This is a genomic window from Pseudomonas sp. HLS-6 (assembly GCF_002753995.1).
GTDB classification, from domain to species: domain Bacteria; phylum Pseudomonadota; class Gammaproteobacteria; order Pseudomonadales; family Pseudomonadaceae; genus Aquipseudomonas; species Aquipseudomonas defluvii.
Genome location: NZ_CP024478.1, coordinates 3516701 through 3542548 on the forward strand (window position 1 = coordinate 3516701; position 25848 = coordinate 3542548).

A 25848-nucleotide genomic window follows, 5' to 3' on the forward strand; every position below is an offset into this window, starting at 1 on the left:
ATTGAGTTGAAAGGGCTGAATCAGGCTGCGCTGGCGTTGCGCTGAAAACGTGGGCCGAGGCTTGCGACCGCAGCCTCGACCGCCCGCTCGATACGCTCGCGCAGCTGCGTGTTACTGATGTGGTAGTTATCGAAATCGGCTTCTGCGGCGTACACGCCAACTGGCAGGCTGAGCGCCTGGAAAAAGCCGAACAACGGTCGTAGCTGATGGTCGATGATCAGGGCATGGCGCTCCGAACCACCGGTGGCGGCCAACAGCACAGGGACCTGCTTCAAGGCCTCGTGATGAACAAAGTCGAACAGGTGCTTGAACAGACCGGTATAGGACGCGCGGTACACCGGGGTTGCCGCAATCAGCAAATCGGCGCTTTCGATGGCCTGCAGGTCTGCCTGTACCGCGGCGGGCAAATCTTCACGGCGCAGCACACCGGCGAATTGCGGGCCGACCTTGGCCAGCTCAATCAGTTGCAGCTCAATGGGCACCTGTTGCGCCAGCTCTGCCACCAGCGCGTTAAGCAGCACCAAGGTACGTGAGGGCTGTTGCACGCTCCCCGAGACTGCGACGACTTTCAGTATTCTGCTCATTGATCGACCCCTGCCTGGACATGCCACCGCGGCATCCACACAAGGGCTATAGCAGCAACTGTGCCACTGCATTAATTCCTTATATTTCAATGATTTAACAGAAATCAGCGAACATCGCCCGATGTACCGCAGCAGGCAAGCTGCTGATCATCTGTTGCCGGGCAAACACTTGCGCGCAGCAGGCCATTGCCGACATGCCTGCACACCCTCCTGACGCAGCTGTTGCCTGGGCAGCAGCAGTTCCACAACGTGCCCGCCAGCCGACATCAAAAAGCAGCCAAAACGTGCCAGACACCACGGATTACGGGGCCTTCCATGCTGGGCATGGCCTGTGCATTACACCGTAGGACAGCGACCGGACCGGTTCGCGGCTTTGTTTAATGCCCTCACAGGAGCGACAGCATGACTGCCCAGCAACAGCACATTCCGCACCCCCTCTCCACCGGAACCGACTATGAGCAACTGGCTGCGCGATTCCGGCCGATTTTCACCCGCATCGCCGCCGGCGCCCTCGAACGCGAGCGCACCCGCAGCCTGCCCTACGAGCCGGTAAAATGGCTCAAGGAAGCCGGCTTTGGCGCCGTGCGCGTACCGGTGCAATACGGTGGCGCCGGCGCCTCATTGCCACAATTGTTCCAACTGCTGATCGAACTGGCCGAAGCCGACTCCAACCTGCCGCAAGCCCTGCGCGGCCACTTCGCCTTTGTCGAAGATCGCCTCAACGCTCACGCCAACACGCCACAGGACGTCTGGTTCAAACGTTTTCTCGACGGCGACCTGGTGGGCAATGCCTGGACCGAAGTAGGCGCCGTGAAGCTGGGGCAGGTGATTACCCGTGTCTCGCGCCAAGGCGATCAGTGGCGGGTCAATGGCACCAAGTACTACAGCACCGGCAGTATCTTTGCCGACTGGATCGACCTCTATGCCCAACGTGACGACACTGGCGGTGATGTCATCGCTGCGGTTCGTGTCCAGCAACCCGGCATTACCCTCAGCGACGACTGGGACGGTTTTGGCCAGCGCACCACTGGCAGCGGCACCTCGGTGTTCGATAACGTTGTGGTCGAAGACGAAAACCTGTTCGACTTCGCCACCCGCTTCAAGTACCAGACAGCGTTCTATCAGTTGGTACTGCTGGCGGTACTGGCAGGCTCCGGTCGCGCAGCCGTGCGCGACATCGCCGAAGAAGTGCGCAAACGCACGCGCATTTTCAGCACGGGCAATGCTGCCGCGGCCAGTGACGATGCCCAGGTTCAGCAGGTGGTCGGCAAGGCTTCGGCCCAGGCCTATGCCGCCGAAGCCACGGCACTGCGTGCTGCCGCTGCCGCGCAGCGCGCCTACGAGAGCCACTTTGGCAATGATGCTGAAGCTGAGCGCGCAGCCAACATCGCCGCCGAACTGGAGTCGGCTCAAGGCCAGGTCGTCATTGCCGAGCTGGTCCTGCGCGCCACCAGCGACCTGTTCAACGCCCTCAGCGCTTCAGCCACCAGCACCAGCAAACTGCTCGACCGTCATTGGCGCAACGCCCGCACCGCCGCCTCGCACAACCCGCTGATCTACAAGGAACGGATCATCGGTGACTGGGAGATCAACGGCACCGAACCACCGTATGTCTGGCAGATCGGTGGTGGTGCTAAACAGGGCTAATGCAAACGCCCCCTCGTCACATCGACGAGGGGGCGGCTCAATCATCGTGGCCTGTTATCCCGCCGGGATCAGGCCAGTACTGAAGCGTCTTCTTCACGTGCCGCCAGCGCGGCGAGATCGCGGTAATCGGCAGCAGGATGGTTCTGCGGCAAACGCGGGCCTTCGCCGAAGAGTTTTTCGCGCAAGGTGCCGGGAGCGTACTCCGTCTTGTAGACACCACGCTTCTGCAACTCTGGCACCAACAGCTCGACCACATCGGAGAAGGTTTCATGAGCCAGGGCATAGGCCAGGTTGAAACCATCCACGTCGGTTTCCTCAACCCATGCCTGCAACTCATCCGCCACTGTTTGCGCACTGCCCACCAACAGCGGGCCAAAGCCGCCAATGCCCACCCAGTCGGCCAACTCTTTTACGGTCCATTGCTTGTTCGGGTCGGCCGTGGAGAACGTTTCGACCGCCGACTGAATAGCGTTGGTATGGATGTGCTTGAGGACCTGATCCGGTTGGTACTCGGAAAAGTCGATGCCGGTCCAGCCCGAAATCAGGGCCAGAGCGCCTTCATAACTGGTGTACGACTTGTAGTCCTGCCACTTGGCCTGGGCCTGGGCATCAGTTTCGCCGACGATCACCGTCAGCAGGTTGAAGACCAGCACCTTGCGCGGATCGCGACCGGCTTCGGCAGCACGCCGACGAATGTCCGCCACGGTCTTCTTCAGCAAGATTTTCGACGGAGATGCAACAAACACACATTCAGCATGCTCCGCCGCGAACTGCTTGCCACGGCTGGAGGCTCCCGCCTGATACAACACCGGGGTGCGCTGGGGCGACGGCTCGCAGAGGTGAATGCCCGGAACCTGGAAATGCTTGCCGGCATGCTTGATGCCATGGATCTTGCTCGGGTCACTGAAGATACGCCGCTCACGATCACGCTGTATCGCACCCTCCTCCCAACTGCCCTCAAACAGCTTGTAGAGCACTTCAAGGTACTCGTCGGCATAGTCGTAACGGGCATCGTGATCGCTCAGGGCTTTCTGCCCGAGGTTACGCGCACCGCTGTCCAGGTACGAGGTGACAATGTTCCAGCCAATACGCCCCTTGGTCAGGTGGTCGAGGGTGGAAAGGCGGCGGGCAAAAGGATAGGGGTGCTCGAAACTCAACGACGCGGTCAGACCGAAACCCAGATGCTCGGTCACCAGCGCCATCGGGGTGATCAGCGCCAGCGGATCGTTGACCGGTACCTGGGTCGACTGACGGATCGCCGCATCACCATTGCCGTTGAACACATCGTAGATACCGATGACATCCGCGATGAAAATGCCGTCGAAACGGCCACGCTCCAACAACTTGGCCAGGTCGGTCCAATACTCCAGGTCCTTGTACTGCCAGGAACGGTCCCGGGGATGCGCCCAGAGGCCAGGAGATTGATGACCGACGCAGTTCATCTCAAAAGCATTCAAACGAATTTCACGGGGCATGGGAGTTCTCCAGTACGCAACAAGTTCTACGCCACATCAGGCGCTCTTGCCGAGTACGTCTCACAAACCATGCCAGCTACTTAGTTCTTTATTATCAATAACTTATACAAACAAAACGATCGAATGCCTGTGTAACCGGCGACACCTTGTTGATCCACTGTACGTGAGACAACAGCAAGACCATGTGTTTGCAGCAAGACAGCACGTGCCGGGTGGAAGCTGTAAACCCTGAATTTTAGAGGCAAAACATATAGTACTAATACTATACAACGCAGGTAGTACTTCCATAATTGACCGACATTGTTATATAAGGTGCGCGGAGCCATCTGCGCTGCTTCCCACCGACAAGGGTGCAGCAAACATCAAGAGCTAATAATCAGCCACCGGGTGCCAGTTATGTCGATCTTCACACAGGGACCAGTCCCTGCACGCGCGCGTCTTATTACCTTCAATACGCTCTACCCGAGCGAACCTGGCGCCGGCTTTTCCCACATTCCCCCGTTTTGATCAGTCGATTCCGAGTGAGCTGAAACGCTGCGCGACATGATTCCGCCGGCGTAACACAGCACTCGACGCTTACCCGTTTTTCCTGGCGAAAAGCTGCAGCCCATCGCCACGACGCCGTGCACCCAAAAAACGGCTGCAGGGCACACCAGGCAATAAAAAAAACAAGGAGCCACACCGATGAAAAACGCTGAGCTGTCCCATGCGCAGAGTTGCGACCGCATCCGCGCCAACCCCAAATTCCAACGCCTGGTACGCAGCCGTTCGCGCCTGGCCTGGTCATTGAGTGCCGCCGTGCTGGGCGCCTACTACCTGTTCATGCTGGTGGTCGCGTTCTACCCGCACGTACTGCATGCCCCTCTGGCCGAAGGCCGCCAACTGACGGTAGGGATCCCGGTCGCGGCGGCAATCATCGTGCTGTCCTGGCTGCTCACCGGCTGGTACGTGCGCAGCGCCAACACCCGCTTCGACGCACTGAGTGCCGACCTGCTGGAGGAGTTGAAATGAGCCGTCGCCTCGCCTCCCTTGGCCTTGCCAGCCTGCTGCTGGCACCGGCCGCAGCCTTTGCCGCCCCCCTCGTCGTGGCGGAAAAACAACCGATCAACCTCCACGCCATCGGCATGTTCTTCGTGTTCGTCCTCGGCACCTTGATGATCACCTGGTGGGCTGCACGGCAAACCAAGTCGACCTCGGACTTCTACACCGCTGGCGGCGGCATCAGTGGTTTCCAGAACGGCCTGGCGATTGCCGGTGACTACATGTCGGCGGCCACCCTGCTGGGCTTGTCCAGCCTGGTCTTCGCCAAAGGCTATGACGGTTTCATCTACACCGTGGCGTTCTTCGTCGGCTGGCCGATCATCACCTTTCTGATGGCCGAGCGCCTGCGCAACCTGGGGCGCTATACCTTCGCCGACATCGTCTCGTACCGTCTGGACCAGACCAAAATCCGCACCTTCGCAGCCTTCGGCTCGCTCACCGTGGTGTGCTGCTACCTGGTCGTGCAGATGGTCGGCGCGGGTCAGTTGATCAAGCTGCTGTTCGGCCTGGACTACTCCACCGCCGTGATGGTGGTTGGCGTGCTGATGCTGGTCTATGTGATCTTCGGCGGCATGATCGCCACCACCTGGGTACAGATCATCAAGGCTGTACTGCTGCTGGCCGGCGGCACGACCCTGGCCCTGCTGGCCATGGCCGAGTTCGGCTTCAGCTTTGAAACCCTGGCAACCCGCGCGGTTAAAGCCCACGCTACGGGCTGGAACATCATGGGCCCCGGCTCGATGCTCGCCGACCCGATCAACGCAGCTTCGCTGTCGCTTGGCCTGGTGTTCGGTATTGCCGGCCTGCCGCATATCCTGATGCGCTTCTTCACCGTGCCGAACGCCAAGGAAGCCCGCAAGTCGGTGTTCTTTGCCACCGGCTTCATCGGTTTCTTCTTCCTCGTGGTCATGGTGCTGGGTTATGCCGCGATTGTGATCGTCGGCACTGACCCGCAGTTCTATGTCGGCGGCGACCTCAAAGGCGCATTGATCGGCGGCGGCAACATGGTTGCCATGCACCTGGCCAAGGCCGTGGGTGGCAACCTGTTCCTCGGCTTCCTCTCGGCCGTGGCTTTCGCCACCATCCTGGCCGTCGTGTCGGGCCTGGCCCTGGCCGGTGCGTCGGCGATCTCCCACGACCTGTACGCCACCGTACTGAAGAAAGGCACCGCCAGCGAAAAAGACGAGATGCGCGTAACCCGTATCGCCACGGTCGGCTTGGGCATCATCGCCATCCTCCTGGGCATCCTGTTCGAGAAGCAGAACGTCGCCTTCCTGGTGGGCCTGACCTTCGGCATCGCCGCCTCCACCAACTTCCCGGTACTGATCATGGCCATGTACTGGAAAGACCTGACCACCAAGGGCGCCCTGGCCGGTGGTTTCGTCGGCCTGTTCACCGCCCTGACCCTGGTGATCCTGTCGCCTGCGGTCTGGGTGTCGGTGCTTGGCAATGCGCAGGCGATCTACCCGTATGACCACCCGGCCCTGTTCTCCATGCCACTGGCCTTCCTGGTGATCGTGCTGGTGTCCAAGCTCGACCGCAGTGCGCAAGCCGCCCGCGAACGTGCCGCATTCGACGACCAGTTCGTACGTGCCCAGACCGGCCTGGGTGCCGCCACGGCAGTCGCCCATTGATCCGCGTAAACCGCTGACCGTATCACCTGCAACCACCTGCACCGATCGCAACCGCGACCGGTGCAGGCCATGCCGTACCCCATTCAATAACAATAAAAGGGCTTTACCATGTACCGCACGCATCCCATCGCTACCCGCCTTTTGGTTTCGGCAACGCTGGCCGGCCTCTGCGCACCTGCCAACGCAGAGTTTCTCAAGGACAGCAAAGCCAACCTGGAGCTGCGTAACTTCTACTTCAACCGCGACTTTCGCCAGCACAACGCGCCTCAAAACAAGGCTGAGGAATGGGCCCAGGGCTTTCTGCTACGCTATGAGTCCGGCTTCACCGAAGGCACGGTCGGCTTCGGCGTCGATGCCATCGGCCTGCTCGGGGTCAAACTCGATTCAAGCCCGGATCGCAGCGGCAGCGGCCTGCTGCAACGTGACCGCGAAGCACCACACCGCGCTCAGGACGAGTACGGCGAACTGGGCATGACCGCCAAAGTACGCGTCTCCAAGAGCGTACTGAAAGCCGGTACGCTGCTACCCAAACTGCCAGTGCTGATGGCAAACGACTCCCGCCTGCTGCCGCAAACCTTCGAGGGCGGGCAACTGAACTCGCAGGAAATCGACAAGCTGAACGTCGACCTCGGTCAGGTGCGCCAGGTGAACCAGCGCGACTCCACCGACTATGAAGACATGGCCATCACCACGGGTGGGGCGAAGAACATCAAGGCCCGTAGCACCACCAGCGACCAGTTCAACTTCGCCAACCTCACCTACAAGTGGAGCGACAGCCTGAACACCACCTATGGCTACGGCGGGCTGGACAACTTCTACCGCCAGCATTTCCTTGGCCTGAACCACATACTGGCACTGGGTGAAGGGCAATCGCTGAAAAGCGACCTGCGTTTCGCCCGCTCCCTTGATGAGGGTGGCAGCAACGTCGACAACAAGGCATTCGGCGCAATGTTCACCTACGGTATCCAGGGCCACGCCTTTGGCCTGGGGTACCAGCGCATGAGCGGCGACACCGGTTTTGCCTACATCAACGGCGCCGACGCATACCTGGTGAACTTCGTGCAGATCGGTGACTTCGCCAACAAGGACGAACAGTCCTTGCAGGCGCGCTACGACTTCAACTTCGCCAGCGTGGGCATTCCCGGCCTGACATTCATGACCCGCTACCTGCAGGGCGACAACATCGACCTCGGCGCCGGCAAGCCTGAAGGCAAGGAATGGGAGCGCGATACCGATATCGGCTATGTGGTCCAGAGCGGTACGTTGAAAAACTTCGGCATCAAATGGCGCAACGCTACCGTGCGCACCAGCCACTTTGGCAACAAGCTGGACGAGAACCGCCTGATCCTGAGCTACAGCATCGCGCTGTGGTAACGGCCGCGGCCATCACCTGAAGCGGCAACAGGGGCATTGATTCCAATGCCCCATCCAACATCTGGTTATAACCTAATAGCACATAATTATATTTGGCTATAAAAAAAGCCGTTATGCTTCTCGAGCCCCGCTCACAGCTCGTCTGGTGCTTAGATAGATTATGGATGCAGGTTACTTAGGTTTTTCCGTTGCAGGCTTGGTTGTCGGATTCATCGTCGGCATGACCGGCGTTGGTGGCGGATCGCTGATGACTCCGATCCTGCTCTGGTTCGGCATCAACCCGGCTACGGCGGTAGGCACCGACCTGCTCTACGCTGCCATCACCAAGGGCAGTGGCGTCTGGGTTCATGGCAAGAACAAGAACATCGACTGGAAAATCACCGGCTGGCTCGCGCTCGGCAGTGTTCCAGCCGCAGCGCTGACACTCTGGTTCCTCACCACCCTGCACACTGACACCCAGGCCTTGAACGCGGTGATCAAGCAGGGCCTGGCCGTGGTACTGGTACTGACGGCACTGGCGATTCTGTTCAAAAGCCGCCTGCAGGCCTTCGCCAGCAAACACGCCGGCGACCACTACCACCTCAGCGACAAGACCCTGAACATCCTGACCGTGATCACCGGCATCGTGCTTGGCATCATGGTTTCCCTGACGTCCATCGGCGCTGGCGCCTTGGGCACCGTAGCACTGTTCCTGCTGTACCCGTACCTGGCTACCCGTCGTCTGGTCGGTACCGAAATCGCTCACGCCGTGCCCCTGACCCTGGTCGCCGGCCTCGGCCACGCCAGCATGGGCAACATGGACTGGACCCTGCTGGGCTACCTGCTGCTTGGCTCGCTGCCTGGGATCTACATCGGCAGCCACCTGACCGGCCGTATCTCCGACAACGTACTGCGCCCTTGCCTGGCCTGCATGCTGCTACTGATTGGCTACAAACTGGCCTTCTGATCACGATACCGGCGCCGCCATCGCAGGCAAGCCAGCTCCAGCAAAGCCCGCGCACGCTGTAGGAGCGGGGCTTGCCCGCGATGCAGCCACCGCGAACCCACTGACACCCTGCCGAAGCCATCGCAGGCAAGCCAGCTCCAACAGAACCCGCGCAGCCTGTAGGAGCCGGGCTTGCCCGCGATGCAAACACCGCTTACTCGCTGACACCCCACCGACGCCATCGCAGGCAAGCCAGCTCCAACAGACCCCGCGCAAAGCTGTAGGAACCGGGCTTGCCCGCGATGCAGCCACCGCGAACCCACTGACACCCTGCCGAAGCCATCGCAGGCAAGCCAGCTCCAACAGACCCCGCGCAAAGCTGTAGGAGCCGGGCTTGCCCGCGATACATACGCCGCGAACCCACTGACACCCCACCGACACCATCGCAGACAAGCCTGCTCCAACAAAGACCGCGCAAAACTGTAGGAGCGGGTCTTGCCCGCGATGCAGCCACCGCGCACTCACGGGCACCCCGCCGACGCCATCGCAGGCAAGCCAGCTCCAACAGACCCCGCGCAAAGCTGTAGGAGCCGGGCTTGCCCGCGATGCAAACACCGCGCACTCACTGGCACCCCACCGACGCCATCGCAGGCAAGCCAGCTCCAACAGACCCCGCGCAAAACTGTAGGAGCCGGGCTTGCCCGCGATGCAAACACCGCGCACTCACTGGCACCCCACCGACGCCATCGCAGGCAAGCCAGCTCCAACAGACCCTGCGCAAAGCTGTAGGAGCCGGGCTTGCCCGCGATGCAGACACCGCAAACCCACTGACACCCCACCGAAGCCATCGCAGGCAAGCCAGCTCCAACAAAGACCGCGCAAAACTGTAGGAGCCGGGCTTGCCCGCGATGCAAACACCGCGCACTCACTGACACCCCGCCGACGCCATCGCAGGCAAGCCTGCGCCAACAGGTAGCCGTTAGAAACTCAACAACCACAAGCTGAGAGCGGGGAACGCGACCAGCAACACAATGCGTAGCAGGTCCGAACACAGGAACGGGACGATACCTATCGCGGTTTCACTGTAGGGCACGTCGCGCGCCGTGCGCTGGACGATGAACAGGTTCATGCCCAGCGGAGGGTGAATCAGCCCGATCTCCACCACCATCAAGGCCAGAATGCCAAACCAGATCGATTTTTCCGAGGCGTCCAGGCCATAAAAATCCAGGCCCATGATCATCGGATAGAAGATCGGGATGGTCAGCAGAATCATCGCCAACGAATCCATCACACAGCCCAGCAGCAGGTACAGGCCAAGGATGACGACCAGCACCAGCATCGGTGCAAGACCACTGTTGATCACCCACGCGGCCAACTCCGTGGGCATCTGGGTCAGGGCCAGGCCGGAGTTGAGCAGGTCTGCGCCCAGCAGCACGAGAAAAATCATCGCCGAGGTTTCTGCCGTACCCAACAGGCTCGCCCGAATACCGTCCCAGCGCATGCCGCCTTGCTGAACCGCAAGGATGCCGCAGGCCGCCGCACCGATCGAAGCCGCTTCGGTGGGGTTGGCCCAACCACCATAGATGCCGACGATCACCACCAGGAAAACGCCAATCACTGGCGACACCTGAACCAGTGCCTTGAGCCGCTCCACCCGCGTTGCCTTCGGCGACACCGTGGCCTGGCTTTCGTCACGGGAGACCATGATCCGCAACACGATCATGTAACCGATGATGGCAACAACCCCCGGCACGATCGCCGCCACAAACAGCTTGGCAATCGATTCCTGGGTCAGCACGGCATAGATGATCAACGGCACCGACGGCGGAATCAGGATACCCAGGGTGCCACCGGCAGCAACGGTCGCGGTCGCCAGACGACCGGAATAGTTGTGCCGGCGCAACTCGGGCAATGCCACATGGCTCATGGTCGCTGCCGTGGCCAGGGACGACCCGCAAATCGCCCCGAAACCTGCGCAAGCACCAACCGCCGACATGCCCATGCCGCCCTTCCAGTGGCCGATGAACGCCGACGCACAGCGAAAGATCGAACGTGACAGGCCACCGTGGGTGGCGAACTGGCCCATCATCACAAACAGCGGGATGACTGCCAGGTCGTAGTTGGACAGGCGCGAATAGGCCAGATCATTGAGGGTGAACAACAGGCTCGACAGATCGCCGTTGTTCACCGCCCAGAAACAGGCCGCGCCACCGATCAGCATGGTGATGCCGATGTGCACACGCAGTAACAACAGCACCATGGTAATGGACAGCGCAATCAGACCCAGGCTCAGACCGCTCATGCGCGACCTCCCATACGGTGGAAAATGTCGGCAATACGCGCCAGCGCGCACACACCCAATAGCACCAAGCTAGGCACGATCAGCATTAACGGAATCCACAGCGGGAACGACAGCAATGTGGTGACATCGCCGTTTTCATGGTTGTCGAACATCTGCTGTGTGGTGCGCCAGGCCATAATCCACGCCACGGCGCAGCACAGCAGGTGCGCCAAGACATCCAGCAGGTCACGCACCCGTACTGGCAACCACTGGGTCAGCGCGTCGACCTTGATGTGCTGACCGCGCAGCTCGCACAACGGCAGGAACGCAGCGATGGCAAAGGAGGCGCCCACCTCCATCAACTCCATGTCCCCCCGGATCGGCGCCGAAAACAGCTTGCGCCCGACAATGGAAACCAGCGACATGCCGATCAATGCCATGAACGTCAGCCCGCCGGCCAGGGCAAAGCCCTGGGCCAGCTGCATCAAGGCCCTTCGGCCACTCCCCTGTGTTACGTCCGAGGCGACGTTGAAGTCCAAGGATTCGTTCATGGGCGGTTACTGCGCTGCGCGGGAGAGCTTACGCACGCCGTCCACCAGCGCCTGGCCGTCGAGCCCCTTGCCGGCCACTTCCTTGACCCATTGATCGACCGCTGGCGCAGCCGCCGCCTGCATGTCGGCGTAGGCCGCACCATTGATTTCGACCAGACCTTCGGCCGGGGTGGCGTCGTGAGCGCGGTCCATGGCGTTGTCCCAGGAGTTGGCAAAGCGTTCGGACAACGCCTTGCCGCTGTTGCGCTCGATGATCGCCTGCAAGTCTTTAGGCAGGCTGTCGAACTTGCGCTGGCTCATCAGCATGGCCAGTACGGTGTAACCGAAGGCCGGCTGCCCGGCCGGCGTGGCGCTGTGGTACTGGGTCACTTCGTTGAGCTTGGTCGCCGGCACCACTTCCCAGGACGCCAGGGCGCCATCCACCACACCTTTGGAAATGGCCTCAGTCATCTGCGCGGGCGGCATGCTGACTGGAGTGGCACCCAGGCTTTCGATGGTCTTGGCAGCGGTACGGCTGGAGGCACGCAGCTTCAGGCCTGTCAGATCCGCCAGGTTCTGCACCGCCTTGCCGCGCGTGTGCAGGCTCATGCCGCCGTCACCGTGGATCACCAGCACCTTGTAGTCCTTGAAGTCGTCCTTGGCGTACTGCTCGTAGTAATCCCAGATGATCTGGTTCCCAACCTTGCCGCCATAAGGCAGCACGAACGGCAGTTCCAGCGCCTCGACCCGCGGGAACTTGCCGGCGGAGTACGACGGGCCGGTCCAGACGATATCGGCGACCCCGTTACGGGCCATATCCGCGAGCTTGGCCGGCGTGCCGCCCAACTGCATCGACGGATAGAGCTGGCATTGCAGGCGGTCCTGGGATTCCTGGCGCAGCTGATCGCACCACGGCTGAATGATGTTGACCTGAGCGTTGGAGGTGGACGGCAGGAAATGCGCGACCTTGAGGGTGTAGGTCTCGGCATGAGCAGACAGGGCACCTGTCATCGCAATGCACAGGGCGGCAGCTTTGATTTTCTTCATTGTGGTAGCTCCGTTTTGTTTTTGTAGTCGTGTGCGCAGCCGTGGTTCGTGCCGGCATGGGAGGCATTGATACGTTAACAGGTTAATTTTATCAACCGGCTCGTCATGCCTGAAAATGAGCTGAAGCTACCAAAAATCCCGACAAAAAATTTAATAACTCTTAAAAATCAGTTAATTAGCATGATTACTCTGTTTTTCAAATGAAGCTCCTTCGGCTAAAAATCTAAAAAAATGTTGTTAACAGCTTAACAAGTAGCTAACTTTCAGCTGCAAGCCCCTACCGCGCAAAGGGGCCTTCACTCCAAAAACAAAAATGCCTAGAGATAACAATAATGATAAGGAAATTGGGCTCACTGCCCCTGCTCTCCTGTGCCATCGCCAGCAGTTTCAGCGGCGTCGCACTGGCCGATTTCATCGGTGACAGCACCGCACGCATCGAAGCGCGCAACATGTACATGAACCGCGACTTCCGCCAGGACAATGCCCCTCAGGCCAAAGCCGAAGAGTGGGCACAAGGCTTGACCGGCCGCTTCGAGTCAGGCTTCACCGAAGGCACGGTGGGTTTTGGGGTGGATGCACTCGCCCAGGTCGGGATCAAACTCGACTCCAGCCGTGACCGCCGCAACACCGGCCTGCTGCCCTATGGCCGGCAAAGCCTGGAGCCGGAAGACAACTACAGCGAACTGGGCATGACCGCAAAACTGCGGGTATCGAAAAGCGTGCTCAAGGTGGGGACCTTGCAGCCCCTTCTGCCCGTAGTCTCGTATAACGACACGCGCCTGCTCTCCTCCACCTACTCCGGCGGCCTGCTGACCTCGCAGGAAATCGACGGCCTGACCCTCAACGCCGGGCGCCTGGACAAGATCAACCTGCGCGACTCATCCAGCAACGATGAGATGAACTACGGCGGCGTGGAAAGCGATCACCTCGACCTGGCCGGCGGTAGCTACAACCTCACCCCGAACCTGACGGCGAGCTACTACTTCGCCAAGATGGAAGACATCTACCAGCAGCACTTCGCCGGCCTGGTACACACCTGGAAACTGGGCGAAGGCGTCAGCCTGAAAACCGACCTGCGCTACTTCAGCACCGGCGAAGACGGCGAGAAACGCTTTCGCAGTGCGGCACGGGTCAATGGCGGGCACATCGACAACCGCTTCTTCAACGGCATGACTACCCTGGCGGTGGGTGCGCATAAATTCGGTTTGGGCTACCAGAACCTGTCGGGAGATGGCGACTTCGCGTTCCCAGGCGTAGACCCGTACTCGGTCAACCTGGTGACCTACAACGCCTTCACCAAAGCCGAGACCGACGCCTGGCAAGCCCGTTACGACTATGACTTCGCGGGCCTGGGCATTCCCGGGCTGGCTTTCATGACCCGCTACGTCAACGCCAAGAACGTCGAGACTGCCGCCGTGCAGGGCGGCACAGAGTGGGAACGCGATACCGACCTGGTCTACACCTTCCAGGACGGCTCACTGAAAGGCCTGAACATACGCCTGCGCAACGCGACCTTCCGCTCCGGTGACGGCCTGAAAACCGCAATCGACGAAAACCGCATCATCCTCGGCTACACCCTGGCACTGTTCTAAGCCTGACGCGCGCCTGCCCGCAACCCTGGGCAGGTGCGACACACTCAGGGCTTGATCTGCTTGAGCTCTTCCAGCAAGCCAAGCAGTTGCTGCAGCTTCTCCTCGCCCATCTGTTGCTGAATACGCCGATAGTTCGCCTCCACCTCGTCAATCATGGACACGAAGCACTGCTGCCCCTTTGCCGTCAGATTGATCATGACCCGCCGCTGATCATGGGCAAGCTTGCGCCGGCTGACGATACCGTCGCGCTCCAGACGCCCCAGCACGCCGGTCATGCTCGGTTTGAGAATGCAGGCCAGCTCCGCCAACTGATAATTTTCCATCTCGCCCTGCTGACGCAGAATGCGGATGACCCGCCATTGCTGCTCGGTGAAACCGTGCTGGTTGAGCAATGGCCGAAAGAACGCCATGGCTGCTTCGCGGGCCTGTAGCAGGGCGAGCGTGAGAGAGGGGCTGGTAACGGGCATGAGGGGTAATGGGCTCCGACGTGTTATGAGTTATTCAACGGCGCTGACACCAGACTGCCCAACAGAGGGTGCAGCGTCAATTGAATAGCGGCCTGACCCTACCGGCTCATCAGGTACTTGGCCACGGCATGGTAGGCCGGCAACGACGTCGCATCGTTGGCCGCGTTGGCGGCGACGGGATGGCTGGCGAACCGTGCGATCACCACCTCGGCCTTTGGATCAACATAGAGTGCCTGGCCATAGACACCTCGCGCCATGAATGCACCATGCTCGTTATGGGTGTTCCACCACATGTCGTGGTAGCTCCAGCCGGCCAATGTGGCGTAGCCGGCCTTGGCAAAGGCCTCCTTGCTGGCACCGCGGCGAATGTCATCCACGGCAGCCTTAGGCACGACCTGCTGCCCGTTGTACCGCCCTTCGTTGCGGATCATTTCACCGAACCGGGCCAAATCACGCAGCCCCGCATTGAAACCACCACCCGCAAACGGCGTACCCGTCGAGTCGACCGTCATGTAGGCATCCTGCTCCGCCCCAAGCTTGCTCCAGATACGCTCGGAAAGCAGCTGCGCGACGTTTTTACCACTCACCCGCGCCAACACCCAGCCCAAGGCATCGGTATTGGCCGTGCGGTAATGGAACGCCTCACCGTGAACACCTTCTGGCTGCACGGTTTGCAGGAACTCGTAGTACGAACGCGGGCCGGTGTAGTCTTTCGGCTTAGGCAGAGGGCTACCGGCGGCAGCATGCGCCCATACTTCAGCCTTGGGGTCGGCGTAGTTCTCGCTGAAGCGTATGCCCGCGGTCATGTCCATCAACTGGCGCACGGTCGCACTGCCAAACGCCGACTTGCCCAGCTCTGGCACGTACTCAACCACCTTGCGCTCAGGATCAAGCGAGCCCTCGGCCACCATCATCGCCGCCAGCGTGCCGATGAACGTCTTGGTCACTGACATCCCTGCATGCTGCCCTTCGGGCTTCAATACGCCGAAATAGCGCTCGTACACAACGCGCCCTTTGTGCAGCACGACGATGCCATCGGTGTAGTTCGCCAACAACGAATCGCGCCAGGTCATCGGGCGGTCGCTGCCCATCGGGACAAAACTTACCTCATCAATACCCGCCTGCAGCTCACGCTCGAGCGTGTTGGGTGCACCAATGCCACGCGACACATTAATCGTCGGCATCAACTCCCTGAAGTGCGCGACACTCCAACGCCACTGCGGATACTGGAAGTAACTGCCATCTTCGAAGCGAATAATACGCTCGGGCGGGGGTGGCGACCCGACCATCCAGCCCATTTTGGCTGGGTCACTCTCCAGCGCATTAGGGGTGGGTGGGCTACTGAATGCAGCACTCGGCATCATCAATGCCAGCACTGCACACACGAGGGGAACACGAACAGCGCGTTGCATCCGACCAAGCTTCATAGCTCAACTCCCTTTTGGCTTATCGCCACCATACCGATAACCGCCTAAAGCCGCTCGCTTTAGCGTGCCATGATATGGCGCCGTACCGCGATCAAAACACGGCCGTTTGGATTAGGTATGCAGATGCTGCGATGGCGTCGGCGGGGTGCCTGTGAGTGCGCGGCGCCTGCATCGCGGGCAAGCCCGGCTCCTACAGAACTGGCGCGAACCCTGTTGGAGCAGGCTTGCCTGCGATGGCGTCGGTGGAGTGTCAGTGCGTTCGCAGCGCCTGCATCGTACCGAGCAATTCAGACACACTCTCCAGCGCATCAGGCATGGCGACACCGGGCACAACAGCGAACAACTTGCCCTGCTTCGCCGCATCGCCAGTGCCATGAAACAACGCACCTGGGCCGGTACTAATAACGAACCTCTGCCGCTCGTCAGGCGTCATTGGGCACCGCCTTGCCTGGCTGGCGGGCACGCGTTGGGCATGAGGGTGTAGGGATGGGTTTTGGATGAATTTGGAGTGGACACAGGTAAGGCTCCTTCTGCTATAGAGGAGCTGCCACGATCCTTCCTACGGGATTGGGTGGCAGCTGTGCACGGGGTAGGAATACCGGGGCAAAAGGAACCCGGCCAGGCCGAAGCCTGCCCGCACACAGCCGCCATAGCACTGCGCTGCAGGCGAAAACACCTGCAGCCAGGTATGTGGGCTGTTGCACCTTTTGCTTATCGGGTTCCTACGCCCGGCCACGGGATTGACCGTGACTTTCGCTGACGAGTCAGCGACGGGCGAACCATACCGAGCCTGACCGCAGGCTGCAACCCGGTTTACAGCACGGGTTCTGCACACCTCGCCATGACCGCACATGCTGCACAAGGGATGGTGCAGCGTGACAAAGAGCACCCAAAACACATCGCCTTCTCGCATTTCTGCGCTTTACCAAACTCGTCAGGCCGCATTGCCCAGTAGCTCAGAGCTTCCTGCTCAGACTGTCCTTGCGCAGCCGGAACCACCCTTTTCCTGATAAACTCCACGACAGCCGCAATCGCCCCAATCGTACCTCTACAGACACTCCCAATGCCCTCGAACACCGCCAAAACCATTACACCAGAGCCTTCTCGGCGCTTTTCTGTTGCGCCCATGATGGACTGGACTGACCGCCACTGCCGTTTCTTCCTGCGGCTGCTGTCGCAAAACGCCCTGCTCTACACCGAGATGGTCACCACCGGCGCGTTGCTGCACGGTGATGCGGAGCGTTTTCTGCGTCATGACGAGGCTGAGTACCCGTTGGCGTTGCAGTTGGGCGGCAGTGTTCCGGCGGACCTGGCGGCCTGTGCGCGCCTGGCGCAGGGCGCGGGCTATAACGAGGTGAACCTGAACGTCGGCTGCCCGAGCGACCGTGTGCAGAACAACATGATCGGCGCCTGCCTGATGGGGCATCCGGCACTGGTTGCCGATTGCGTGAAGGCGATGATCGATGCCGTGGATATTCCGGTGACGGTCAAGCACCGTATTGGGATCAATGGCCGCGACAGTTATGCCGAGCTGTGCGATTTCGTCGGCCAGGTGCGTGAGGCCGGCTGCCGCAGTTTCACGGTGCATGCCCGTATCGCGATTCTCGAAGGCCTGTCGCCGAAGGAGAACCGTGAGATCCCGCCACTGCGCTATGACGTGGCGGCGCAGTTGAAGCAGGACTTCCCCGACCTGGAGCTGATCCTCAACGGCGGGATCAAGACGCTTGATGAGTGCAAGGTGCACCTGCAGACGTTCGACGGGGTGATGCTGGGCCGCGAGGCATATCACAACCCTTACCTGTTGGCCGAAGTCGATCAACAGTTGTTCGGCAGCACGGCTGCGGTGATTTCGCGCAGTGACGCGCTGGCCAAGCTGCGTCCGTACATCGCGGCGCACCTGGCGGCAGGTGGTGCGATGCACCATATCACCCGGCATGTTCTCGGCCTCGGCCAAGGTTTCCCGGGGGCGCGCAAGTTCCGCCAGTTGCTGTCGGTGGACATCCACAAGACCCAGGATCCTCTAGGCCTGCTCGATCAGGCCAGCCAGCTTTTGCAAGGGCGCTAAGCCGGGAACCTGTAAACGTTTTACGACTCGAAGGGTTATCGACCTCCTGCCTGCCAGCACGGCCCTTGAGCGGCTGGCAGGGCTCGGGTAATGTCGTAGGAATCGCACAGGACAGAGCACGCTCATGACTTCCAAGCTGGACCAACTCAAGCAGTTCACCACCGTGGTTGCCGATACCGGCGATATTGATGCAATCAGCCGCCTCAAGCCCGTCGATGCCACCACCAACCCGTCGCTGCTGCTCAAGGCTGCGGCGATGCCCGGTTACGCCGAGCTGCTCGACCAGGCCGTGCGTAACAGCAAAGGCGACCTGGGGCTGGCCTGCGATGCCTTCGCGGTGGCCGTCGGCAGCGGTATCCTGAAAGTCATTCCAGGGCGTATTTCCACCGAAGTGGATGCACGCCTGTCGTTCGATGAGCCGGCCCTGCTGAGCAAGGCGCGCCAACTGATCGAGCTGTACGACAAGGCCGGCGTTGGCCGTGACCGCATACTGATCAAGCTGGCTTCGACCTGGGAAGGTATTCGCGCTGCCGAAAAGCTCGAACGCGAAGGTATCCAGACCAACCTGACCCTGCTGTTCTCTTTCGCACAGGCCGTGGCCTGCGCCGATGCCGGGGTGTTCCTGATCTCGCCATTCGTGGGCCGGATCTATGACTGGTACAAGAAGTCCACCGGCAAGGAGTATGTCGGTGCCGAAGACCCGGGCGTGCAGTCGGTCACGCGCATTTACAACTACTACAAGGCCAATGGCTACGACACCGTGGTCATGGGCGCGAGTTTCCGCAATATCGGCCAGATCGAACAGTTGGCCGGCTGCGACCGCCTGACCATCAGCCCCGAGTTGCTGCAGCAACTGACCGACGACCAAGGCGAACTGGTGCGTAAACTCAGCCCAGGGCATGCTGGCGAGCCGCGCCAGCACCTGAGCGAGAGCCAGTACCGCTGGGCCATGAACGAAGACGCGATGGGCACCGAAAAACTGGCCGAAGGCATTCGCCAGTTCGCCCGCGACCAGGAAAAGCTTGAAGCCTTGCTGGCCGCAAAAGCCTGAGGCAATGCGCTGCCGAAGCGGGTTCGCCTGCTTCGACGCCCTCCCCGCGCACGCCCCTCCCCGCCTGAGTTGACCTGAGTTGCCGATGCCCGAAAACCCTACCTTGCCGCTGGTGCTGGCTGGCCCGTTGTTACGCCGCCTGGAACCTTCGCGGCTGGTGATGTGGCTGGTCGCTTCACAGCCGCTACAGCCTGACCTGTTGTTGTACTGCACGGGCACAGCCCCTGTTGAACTGCCCCTGGAAGGCGAGCGTTGCCGCATTGTGCCGATTGGCCGCCATGCCTTTGTGCACTTGATCGACGTGAAGCTGGACACCCCCTTGCCCGTCGATGAAGCGATCGGCTATGACCTGATCATTCACGGCGCCAGCGAGCCACAGCATATCGCTGACTGGGCACCGCACCTGCTGTATGACGGCAAGCAACGACCTGACTTCGTCTTGCGTGCACAACTGGACAACGTGCTGCATGGCTCTTGCCGCAAACCGCACTTCGACGCGGCAGACGGCCTGCTCTGCGCCGACCGGCTGCTGGCGACCGAGCACACTGCGAGGGCACGCCCGGCACTGCTGATGATGAGCGGCGACCAGATCTACGCCGACGATGTCGCTGGGCCCATGCTGCGTGCTATCCATGCCTTGATTGCTCGCCTGGCGCTGTTCGAGGAGCGATTGGAGGGCGCGGTGGTCGAGGACAGCACCGCGTTGTACGAGCACCCCGCCAGTTACTACCACCGCGCTGACCTGCTGCCGGAAATCAAGAGCAACGAAACCCTGCGCGAGCGGTTTTTCGGCGGGGCCAGCAAACCTATTTTCACCAGCAGCAATGCCGACAATCACTTGGTCACCTTCGCCGAAGTCATGGCCATGTACCTGCTGGTGTGGTCGCCGGTCTGCTGGACGCTGATCGATCCGCAGCCACCAGCACTGACACCCGAGCGCCAGCAACGTTACGACGATGAGCAAGCCGTGATTCGCAGGTTCGTCGCAGGCCTTGGCCAGGTTGCCCGCGTGCTGGCACACCTGCCGAGCCTGATGATCTTTGACGACCACGACATTACCGACGATTGGAACCTGTCGGCGCAGTGGGAGGAAAGTGCCTATGGCCACCCTTTCTCGCGACGCATCATCGGCAATGCGCTGATCGGTTACCTGCTTTGCCAGGGCTGGGGCAACAATCCGGACGCATTCACGCGGTTACTGGCAAGCTGGCAGGGCCTGGCCGACGGCGCCATGAACGACCGCTACCTGAACAGCCCGCAACAGGATGCGCTGATCGGTGAGTTGCTGCGCTTCCAGAACTGGCACTATGCGCTGCCCAGCACCCCAGCGCTGCTGGTACTCGACACCCGCACCCGCCGCTGGCGCAGCGAGAGCAACCTCAGGCGCCCTTCAGGCTTGCTTGACTGGGAAGCCCTCAGCGAACTGCAACAGGCCCTGCTGGACCACCCATCGGCGATTATCGTCTCGCCGGCGCCGATCTTCGGCGTCAAGCTGATTGAAACCGTACAACGGGTATTCAGTTGGCTAGGCTATCCGCTGCTGGTGGATGCCGAAAACTGGATGGCTCATCGGGGCGCAGCGCAGGTGATCCTGAATATTTTCCGCCACTCACGCACACCCGGGCATTACGTGATCCTGTCGGGTGATGTGCATTACTCGTTTGTCTACGAAGTGCTGATTCGTCACCGCCAACGCAGCCCACACCTCTGGCAGATCACCAGCAGCGGTATCAAGAACCAGTTTCCACGGCGCCTGCTGGAGACCTTCGACCGCCTCAACCGCTGGCTGTATTCACCCCGTTCGCCACTGAACTGGCTGACCAAGCGTCGACGCATGGAAGTCATTCCGCGCACCCCGACACACAGCAAGGCTGGCGAGCGACTGTGGAACAGCGCAGGCCTGGGTCAGGTGTTTTTCAACGCGCAGGGGCAGCCGGAGCGCGTTTTCCAGCTCAACGCAGACGGCTCGCCGCCCACAGAGTTTCCTCGCGGGCAACGCCAGTAGTCAGGGAAGTTACCAGGGAGCGCAGAAACGCGCCCCTGGGCACGATCAGGTTCGCTCGAGGGCGTTGACCAGGTCGTGGAAGGCTTCGCGATTGGAATCGTTCAGGCCCATGAGGATCTTGTGCGCCTCAAGTACCTTGGCCCGCACCACGTCCTCACTCTGGTCCTGAGACGGCAGGTCGGTGAGGCATTCCGGGCACGGGATCGGCCGGTCGACGATGTTGAATACCTGATCGAAACCCATCGACTGCAACAGCCGGGTGATGTCGGCGTGGGTGGTGACCACGGTCGGCAGCAGCCCAACCTTCTGCCGCGAGAGAATCGACAGCTTGGCCAACAGGCCCAGGGTGGTGCTGTCGATGCTTTGGGTTTCGGTCAAATCAATCACGATCGCCGAAAAATTCAGCGCGGTGAAGATTTTTTCAATAGTCGCATCCAACGCCGAACACAGGGTAAGGCGTACTTCACCGACGAACTTCAGAACGAAGGTGCCATTCTGCTCGGCGAACTGGATTCTACCAGTACTCATTGAAGGTTCCTGCTCAACACCAATAGGGCGATATCATCCGGCATCTCCCCAAGCGTAGCCAATCCGAATCGTTGCCGCAGCCCATCCAGGCTGCCGCCCGCTGCCTTGACGATTTCCGGCAAGGCGGCTTCTTTATCTTTGAGTGTGCTGCCAGGCAAAAGGTCCAGAATGCCATCAGATAGCAGCGTAAGGCTGAATGCTGGTGGCAACTCCATGACCTGATCCTGATAGGTGGCTTCCTCGAACAACCCCACCGGCAGCCCGCGACCCTCGAGGTAGCGGCTCTGGCCTGGGGTATACAACACCGGCAACGGCAAGTGCCCGCCAATACTGTAGGTCAGAAGGCCGGTGTCTTCGTCAATCACGCCACCTACCATAGTGACATGTTTGCCCAGCTTGCAGTTGATCAACCCTCGGTTGATGTGCCCGAGCACTTCCGAGGGTTTGAAATCACGCAGGGTGCCACTGCGCTTGAACTCGAACAACAGGCGCGTGGTCATGAACTTGAGCAGCACCGTGACGAAGGCGGACGACGCCCCATGGCCGGAAACATCCGCCAGGTAAAAGGCAATACGACGCTCGTCGACACGGAAGTAATCGGCAAAATCGCCCGAGAGGTAGAGCGACGGAATGATCTGGTGCTCGAATGAAAAGTCACCCGCCACCCAGGGGCTTTCCGGCAACATGTTCATCTGCACCTGACGGCCCGCTGTCTGGTCTTCCTGCAACAGGTGCAGGCTGGCTTCCAGTTCGCGGTTGGCCGCTTCAAGTTTCTCCCGGTAGCGCTGGTTTTCCAGTACCAGTTGCGCACGGTCCAGTGCTCGACGCACCGAGTGCTCAAGTACTGCAAGGTCTTCCAGAGGCTTGATCAGGTAATCGGCAGCACCCAGCCGCAGCGCTTCGACAGCGTCATTCATGACCCCGGCGCCAGACACCACAATGACCGGCAGATCAGGTGTGCGCTCAGTCACCTGGCGAATCAGCTCCAGGCCACCCATCTGCGGCATGCGCAGGTCACAAATCACGAGATCGGGCTGGTTCTGCTCGAAGACTTGAAGACCCTGCTGGCCATTACTCGCTTGCAGGACATTGAAACCGCTGTCTTCGAGGTAGGCGGCGAGACTGGCACGTACTACGTCGTCATCGTCGATTATCAGCAGCGTTGCACTGGTTTTCTGCATGTGGGCAAACGGCGCCAGAAATAGGTTGGGGTAGGCGGCTCGGTCGGGCCGGAGCGCACTTACTGGATTCACTTCTAGCCTCTCTTCTATGAGTTGTAGGACAAGATGACCTGCCCAGCAAATATCAGAGGTGCCCTGTAAGGCGCAGACGGTACTCCCATCTGCCGGGTGTTTCAAGCTCACGCCGATGGTCGCTGATGCTCTTTACAGCGCAAAGAGCCGGGAGTTATAAAAACGGCTTTGACCGCAACTCAATGGAAGGATGCAGGTATGAGTCGAATCCACGCAGACTACAGCGAAAAGCGCGATTTCATTCGAATGAAAGTGGACAAGGATGTCAGCCTGATCCACGCCGACCAGGTCATTGCCGCTGTATGTCTGGATCTTTCAAGCAGCGGCCTGCAGGTACAGGCCCCCCGCTCGTTCAAGGTCGGTGACGCGCTTGAGGTTCGTATCGAGTCTGATCACCCTGCCCTCAAAGGGCTGGAGGCCAGTACCCGAGTCGTGTGGATTGCCGATCAGGCCGAAGGCCAGCAGAAACTGGGCCTGCGCATCATCGAAATGCACTAAGCCACGCCCAGGAAAGAGGTGCACGTTTGCTGAGCAGCAGCGATACCATCGCAGGCAAGCGTGCTCCCACGGTGCAGGAGCAGGTCTTGCCAGCGATGCACGCGCTGCGTATCGGCCGACGGCGGCCGGGACGCCTTTTAGCGCTTCTGCGGATCAGAAGTCGTCTTCGACCTGCCCATCCTTGACCTTGAACTCACGGTTTTGCAGGTAGGCGTTGCGGATGAAGGTGTACTTGTCGCCACGAATCATCTTCTCGGCTGACAACAGGCTGGCACGGGTATCCACTACATCAACGCCAATACTGGTGTTACGGGTCGGGATATGGCCCATGTAACGGAAGGGTTCGGTGTAAGTGTCCGGGTACTTGGAAATGGCATCACGGACGTTGCTTGGGCCCAGGAATGGCAATACGACGTATGGGCCGCTGCTTACGCCCCAGTAACCCAGCGTTTGGCCGAAGTCTTCATCGTTGCGCTCCAGCCCCATCTTGGTGCCCACATCGAAGAAGCCGACAAGACCAAAGGTGGTGTTGAAGATCAGCCGTGCAGTATCGACCCCGGCAGCACGAGGCTTGAGCTGAAGGACATCGTTGGCCAGGTTGCCAACATCACCGATGTTGCGAAACATGTTGTGGATACCGTCTTCCAGAAACTGTGGCGTGACGGCCTGGTAACCCTGCGCCAAAGGCTTGAGCGCATAGGTGTCGATCGTATCGTTGAAGCGGAAGATGGGCCGGTTGATGCTCTCCCATGGGTCTTCCTCGGTTGCCGCCTGGGCCGCCAGGGGCCCCAGCAGCAGCCCGGCACAGACGCAGACACGGGTCATCCGATCAATCAAGCCTGTACCAATCCTGCGCATACACTCACTCCTCGACAATCACAAGGCGCTATCCGCGCCCCAAACTCAAAAATGAGATCAGTATAAAGGGTATGTCTCAGATTAGTCAGCGCGACATGGCCGGGATCAGCAAAATGTAAACATTTGCCACATTGTTTGATCGTCATCTGGCTGTCACCCTCTGTGCGTAGCCTGCAAGGTTATTTCAGGGACGATGCCATGCCCCAATCACCTGCTTTAACCGCACTGCTATTCGGACTACGCGGCTGCCTGGTTGACTTTGGCGCACGTAGCGATAGTTTCGAGCATTCGCCACAGGCGACTCCCGGCGCACTGCCGGCATTGGCACGCCTGCGCAGGCAAGCCGTGCCCTGCGGCTGGATCGATGAAATCCCGCTCGCTGTGGCCGAACACTTGAGCCGCCCCTTGCCCGATTGGCTCAAGCCGCACAGCAGTATGCACGACACGCCCTGGCCCAGAGTGTGTAAAAACACTTTCGCATCTTGGGTGCCTCAGCCCAGTGTTCCTGGGCGAGGCGGTTTCCCAAGCAAATAGCCGCGATCAGCGCCAATAGCGCGTCAGAGCGTTTATGAAGCGCTTTGGCACCTCTTGGAGCAGCAAAAGCTGGGGCTTTTACGCCGTCATCGCCTTCAACAGGCCTTCGGTGCCGATGATTTTCATCACCCGTTTCAAGTTGTAGGCGAGCACATTCAAGCTCATCTCCGCACTCACCCCGTTCAGCTTTCGGGTCAGGAAGTGCGTTGCGCCCATCCATTGCTTGAGCGTACCGAAGGGATGCTCAACAGTCCGTTTTCGAACCCGCATCATCTCTGGTGCTTGGTTCAACCGGCGCTGCATTTCCTCCAGCACTGCTTCATGCTCCCAGCGCCTTACTCGACGATTTGTGCTTGGTGTGCACTGGGTTTTCAGCGCACAACTCTGGCACTTAGAACTCCAGTAACAGTGCATATTCATGCCTTTCTCAACGCTGGAGAATCGCCAGATCAGTGCCTCTCCCGCCGGGCAGGTGTATTCGTTTTTCGTCGGGTCATACACGAAGGCATCTTTATTGAATCGGCCATCAGCCTTGGCGCTTGAAGTCATTGGCTTAGGCACGTAGGCCGTGATGTTTGCGTCGTGACAGGCAAGGATCTCTTCACCCTTGAAGTAGCCTCGGTCAGCCACCACGGACAGCGTTTCTGCGCCGATGGCTTCACGAGCCTGCTTCGCCATTGAACTGAGTTGGTCGCGGTCTGAACCGCTGTTGGTGACCTCGTGAGCAACGATCAGGTGGTGCTGCGTATCGACAGCCGTCTGCACGTTGTAGCCGACGATACCGCTGCCGCGCGTCATCATCGAACGGGCATCCGGGTCGGTCAGCGAAACCTGTTTATCAGGGGAATCGTTGAGCTGAGTTTCGATCCCTTGAAGCTCTTTCATATGCGCTTTTAGCTTGGCAATCTTATCTTCCAGGCTGGCAGTGTCTGGCGCGGAGGCGCTAGGAATCTGTCGATCAGCCGCATCGAGCACAGCCAAATAACGGCTGATGCTCGCCTCGATTTCTTCCATACGCCGCTTCAGTTTCCC

21 protein-coding genes and 1 pseudogene are annotated in these 25848 nt (G+C 60.1%); 10 read left to right on the plus strand and 12 right to left on the minus strand.

All coding sequences use genetic code 11. The annotated features are described in order from the left end of the window. Window positions 1-20: 20 nt before the first annotated feature. Complete coding sequence (msuE, locus tag CS390_RS16490; protein ID WP_099775377.1) at window positions 21-584, minus strand: FMN reductase; 564 nt, start codon at window positions 582-584, stop codon at window positions 21-23. A gap of 402 nt (window positions 585-986) precedes the next feature. Here msuE and CS390_RS16495 point away from each other — a divergent pair, with 402 nt between their 5' ends. Next, window positions 987-2231, plus strand: coding sequence for an acyl-CoA dehydrogenase family protein (locus CS390_RS16495; protein WP_065760126.1), 1245 nt, complete (start codon window positions 987-989; stop codon window positions 2229-2231). Between the two features lie 68 nt (window positions 2232-2299). Here CS390_RS16495 and CS390_RS16500 read toward each other — a convergent pair whose 3' ends face one another. Next, window positions 2300-3706 carry an LLM class flavin-dependent oxidoreductase gene (locus tag CS390_RS16500; RefSeq protein ID WP_099775378.1) on the minus strand — a complete coding sequence of 469 codons (1407 nt, stop codon included), beginning with the start codon at window positions 3704-3706 and terminating at the stop codon, window positions 2300-2302. Between the two features lie 684 nt (window positions 3707-4390). On the opposite strand from CS390_RS16500, the gene CS390_RS16505 reads away from it, so the two are divergent. The 4 genes from CS390_RS16505 (at window position 4391) to CS390_RS16520 (ending at window position 8701) form a co-directional block, all read left to right on the plus strand. Continuing rightward, entirely contained in the window at window positions 4391-4717 is a 327-nt protein-coding gene (locus CS390_RS16505; RefSeq protein ID WP_065760128.1) for a DUF485 domain-containing protein, read from the plus strand. Beyond that, window positions 4714-6381 (plus strand): cation acetate symporter, encoded by a 1668-nt coding sequence (locus CS390_RS16510; RefSeq protein ID WP_177442413.1) that lies wholly within the window; start codon window positions 4714-4716, stop codon window positions 6379-6381. The genes CS390_RS16505 and CS390_RS16510 overlap by 4 nt, the downstream gene beginning before the upstream one ends. A gap of 108 nt (window positions 6382-6489) precedes the next feature. Further along, window positions 6490-7755 (plus strand): OprD family porin, encoded by a 1266-nt coding sequence (locus CS390_RS16515; protein ID WP_099775379.1) that lies wholly within the window; start codon window positions 6490-6492, stop codon window positions 7753-7755. A 160-nt stretch (window positions 7756-7915) separates the two neighbouring features. Then, entirely contained in the window at window positions 7916-8701 is a 786-nt protein-coding gene (locus CS390_RS16520) for a sulfite exporter TauE/SafE family protein (RefSeq protein WP_065760131.1), read from the plus strand. Window positions 8702-9659: 958 nt separating this feature from the next. Here the strand turns inward: CS390_RS16520 and CS390_RS16525 are convergent. Genes CS390_RS16525 through CS390_RS16535 form a run of 3 tightly spaced genes read right to left on the minus strand, consistent with a single transcriptional unit; the run spans window position 9660 to window position 12538 of the window. Beyond that, the gene (locus CS390_RS16525; protein ID WP_099775380.1) at window positions 9660-10982 is read right to left on the minus strand and encodes a TRAP transporter large permease; all 1323 of its coding nucleotides are present in this window, start codon (window positions 10980-10982) and stop codon (window positions 9660-9662) included. Next, the gene (locus tag CS390_RS16530; protein ID WP_099775381.1) at window positions 10979-11512 is read right to left on the minus strand and encodes a TRAP transporter small permease; all 534 of its coding nucleotides are present in this window, start codon (window positions 11510-11512) and stop codon (window positions 10979-10981) included. The genes CS390_RS16525 and CS390_RS16530 overlap by 4 nt, the downstream gene beginning before the upstream one ends. A gap of 6 nt (window positions 11513-11518) precedes the next feature. After that, the gene (locus CS390_RS16535; protein WP_083199905.1) at window positions 11519-12538 is read right to left on the minus strand and encodes a TRAP transporter substrate-binding protein; all 1020 of its coding nucleotides are present in this window, start codon (window positions 12536-12538) and stop codon (window positions 11519-11521) included. A gap of 332 nt (window positions 12539-12870) precedes the next feature. Here CS390_RS16535 and CS390_RS16540 point away from each other — a divergent pair, with 332 nt between their 5' ends. Further along, the gene (locus tag CS390_RS16540) at window positions 12871-14130 is read left to right on the plus strand and encodes an OprD family porin (protein ID WP_065761739.1); all 1260 of its coding nucleotides are present in this window, start codon (window positions 12871-12873) and stop codon (window positions 14128-14130) included. A 44-nt stretch (window positions 14131-14174) separates the two neighbouring features. On the opposite strand, the gene hpaR is transcribed toward CS390_RS16540, so the two are convergent. From hpaR to CS390_RS16555, 3 genes are all read right to left on the minus strand, one after another. Continuing rightward, window positions 14175-14597, minus strand: a complete 423-nt coding sequence (gene hpaR, locus CS390_RS16545) for a homoprotocatechuate degradation operon regulator HpaR (protein WP_099775382.1) — start codon at window positions 14595-14597, stop codon at window positions 14175-14177. Between the two features lie 98 nt (window positions 14598-14695). Further along, window positions 14696-15961 carry a serine hydrolase gene (locus CS390_RS16550; RefSeq protein WP_256587639.1) on the minus strand — a complete coding sequence of 422 codons (1266 nt, stop codon included), beginning with the start codon at window positions 15959-15961 and terminating at the stop codon, window positions 14696-14698. 313 nt (window positions 15962-16274) lie between these two features. Further along, a complete protein-coding gene (locus tag CS390_RS16555; RefSeq protein WP_099775383.1) occupies window positions 16275-16457 on the minus strand; it encodes a hypothetical protein in 183 nt (60 codons plus the stop codon). A gap of 630 nt (window positions 16458-17087) precedes the next feature. On the opposite strand from CS390_RS16555, the gene dusA reads away from it, so the two are divergent. The 3 genes from dusA to CS390_RS16570 all read left to right on the plus strand — a co-directional run bounded on the left by dusA (window position 17088) and on the right by CS390_RS16570 (window position 21145). Next, window positions 17088-18089, plus strand: a complete 1002-nt coding sequence (gene dusA / locus CS390_RS16560) for a tRNA dihydrouridine(20/20a) synthase DusA (protein WP_099775384.1) — start codon at window positions 17088-17090, stop codon at window positions 18087-18089. Between the two features lie 124 nt (window positions 18090-18213). Continuing rightward, entirely contained in the window at window positions 18214-19140 is a 927-nt protein-coding gene (gene tal / locus CS390_RS16565) for a transaldolase (protein ID WP_099775385.1), read from the plus strand. An 85-nt stretch (window positions 19141-19225) separates the two neighbouring features. Beyond that, entirely contained in the window at window positions 19226-21145 is a 1920-nt protein-coding gene (locus CS390_RS16570) for an alkaline phosphatase D family protein (RefSeq protein ID WP_099775386.1), read from the plus strand. Window positions 21146-21190: 45 nt separating this feature from the next. Here the strand turns inward: CS390_RS16570 and rssC are convergent, their stop codons facing one another. Both rssC and rssB read right to left on the minus strand, forming a co-directional pair. Beyond that, complete coding sequence (rssC, locus tag CS390_RS16575) at window positions 21191-21673, minus strand: anti-sigma factor antagonist RssC (protein WP_065758484.1); 483 nt, start codon at window positions 21671-21673, stop codon at window positions 21191-21193. Next, complete coding sequence (gene rssB, locus CS390_RS16580) at window positions 21670-22854, minus strand: two-component system response regulator RssB (RefSeq protein ID WP_065758483.1); 1185 nt, start codon at window positions 22852-22854, stop codon at window positions 21670-21672. Before rssB ends, rssC begins: the two co-directional genes overlap by 4 nt. A 270-nt stretch (window positions 22855-23124) precedes the next feature. Here rssB and CS390_RS16585 point away from each other — a divergent pair, with 270 nt between their 5' ends. After that, entirely contained in the window at window positions 23125-23424 is a 300-nt protein-coding gene (locus tag CS390_RS16585; protein ID WP_099775387.1) for a PilZ domain-containing protein, read from the plus strand. Window positions 23425-23577: 153 nt separating this feature from the next. Here CS390_RS16585 and CS390_RS16590 read toward each other — a convergent pair whose 3' ends face one another. Next, a complete protein-coding gene (locus CS390_RS16590) occupies window positions 23578-24282 on the minus strand; it encodes a VacJ family lipoprotein (protein WP_099775388.1) in 705 nt (234 codons plus the stop codon). Between the two features lie 612 nt (window positions 24283-24894). Further along, a pseudogene (locus CS390_RS16595) lies at window positions 24895-25845 on the minus strand (IS1182 family transposase); the annotation flags it as partial. Between the last annotated feature and the right edge of the window lie 3 nt (window positions 25846-25848).

Coding starts and splice junctions, on each gene's coding strand:
- msuE (WP_099775377.1), bottom strand. CDS start 584: ATGAGCAGAATACTGAAAGTCGTCGCAGTCTCGGGGAGCGTGCAACAG.
- CS390_RS16495 (WP_065760126.1), top strand. CDS start 987: ATGACTGCCCAGCAACAGCACATTCCGCACCCCCTCTCCACCGGAACC.
- CS390_RS16500 (WP_099775378.1), bottom strand. CDS start 3,706: ATGCCCCGTGAAATTCGTTTGAATGCTTTTGAGATGAACTGCGTCGGT.
- CS390_RS16505 (WP_065760128.1), top strand. CDS start 4,391: ATGAAAAACGCTGAGCTGTCCCATGCGCAGAGTTGCGACCGCATCCGC.
- CS390_RS16510 (WP_177442413.1), top strand. CDS start 4,714: ATGAGCCGTCGCCTCGCCTCCCTTGGCCTTGCCAGCCTGCTGCTGGCA.
- CS390_RS16515 (WP_099775379.1), top strand. CDS start 6,490: ATGTACCGCACGCATCCCATCGCTACCCGCCTTTTGGTTTCGGCAACG.
- CS390_RS16520 (WP_065760131.1), top strand. CDS start 7,916: ATGGATGCAGGTTACTTAGGTTTTTCCGTTGCAGGCTTGGTTGTCGGA.
- CS390_RS16525 (WP_099775380.1), bottom strand. CDS start 10,982: ATGAGCGGTCTGAGCCTGGGTCTGATTGCGCTGTCCATTACCATGGTG.
- CS390_RS16530 (WP_099775381.1), bottom strand. CDS start 11,512: ATGAACGAATCCTTGGACTTCAACGTCGCCTCGGACGTAACACAGGGG.
- CS390_RS16535 (WP_083199905.1), bottom strand. CDS start 12,538: ATGAAGAAAATCAAAGCTGCCGCCCTGTGCATTGCGATGACAGGTGCC.
- CS390_RS16540 (WP_065761739.1), top strand. CDS start 12,871: ATGATAAGGAAATTGGGCTCACTGCCCCTGCTCTCCTGTGCCATCGCC.
- hpaR (WP_099775382.1), bottom strand. CDS start 14,597: ATGCCCGTTACCAGCCCCTCTCTCACGCTCGCCCTGCTACAGGCCCGC.
- CS390_RS16550 (WP_256587639.1), bottom strand. CDS start 15,961: ATGATGCCGAGTGCTGCATTCAGTAGCCCACCCACCCCTAATGCGCTG.
- CS390_RS16555 (WP_099775383.1), bottom strand. CDS start 16,457: ATGACGCCTGACGAGCGGCAGAGGTTCGTTATTAGTACCGGCCCAGGT.
- dusA (WP_099775384.1), top strand. CDS start 17,088: ATGCCCTCGAACACCGCCAAAACCATTACACCAGAGCCTTCTCGGCGC.
- tal (WP_099775385.1), top strand. CDS start 18,214: ATGACTTCCAAGCTGGACCAACTCAAGCAGTTCACCACCGTGGTTGCC.
- CS390_RS16570 (WP_099775386.1), top strand. CDS start 19,226: ATGCCCGAAAACCCTACCTTGCCGCTGGTGCTGGCTGGCCCGTTGTTA.
- rssC (WP_065758484.1), bottom strand. CDS start 21,673: ATGAGTACTGGTAGAATCCAGTTCGCCGAGCAGAATGGCACCTTCGTT.
- rssB (WP_065758483.1), bottom strand. CDS start 22,854: ATGCAGAAAACCAGTGCAACGCTGCTGATAATCGACGATGACGACGTA.
- CS390_RS16585 (WP_099775387.1), top strand. CDS start 23,125: ATGAGTCGAATCCACGCAGACTACAGCGAAAAGCGCGATTTCATTCGA.
- CS390_RS16590 (WP_099775388.1), bottom strand. CDS start 24,282: ATGCGCAGGATTGGTACAGGCTTGATTGATCGGATGACCCGTGTCTGC.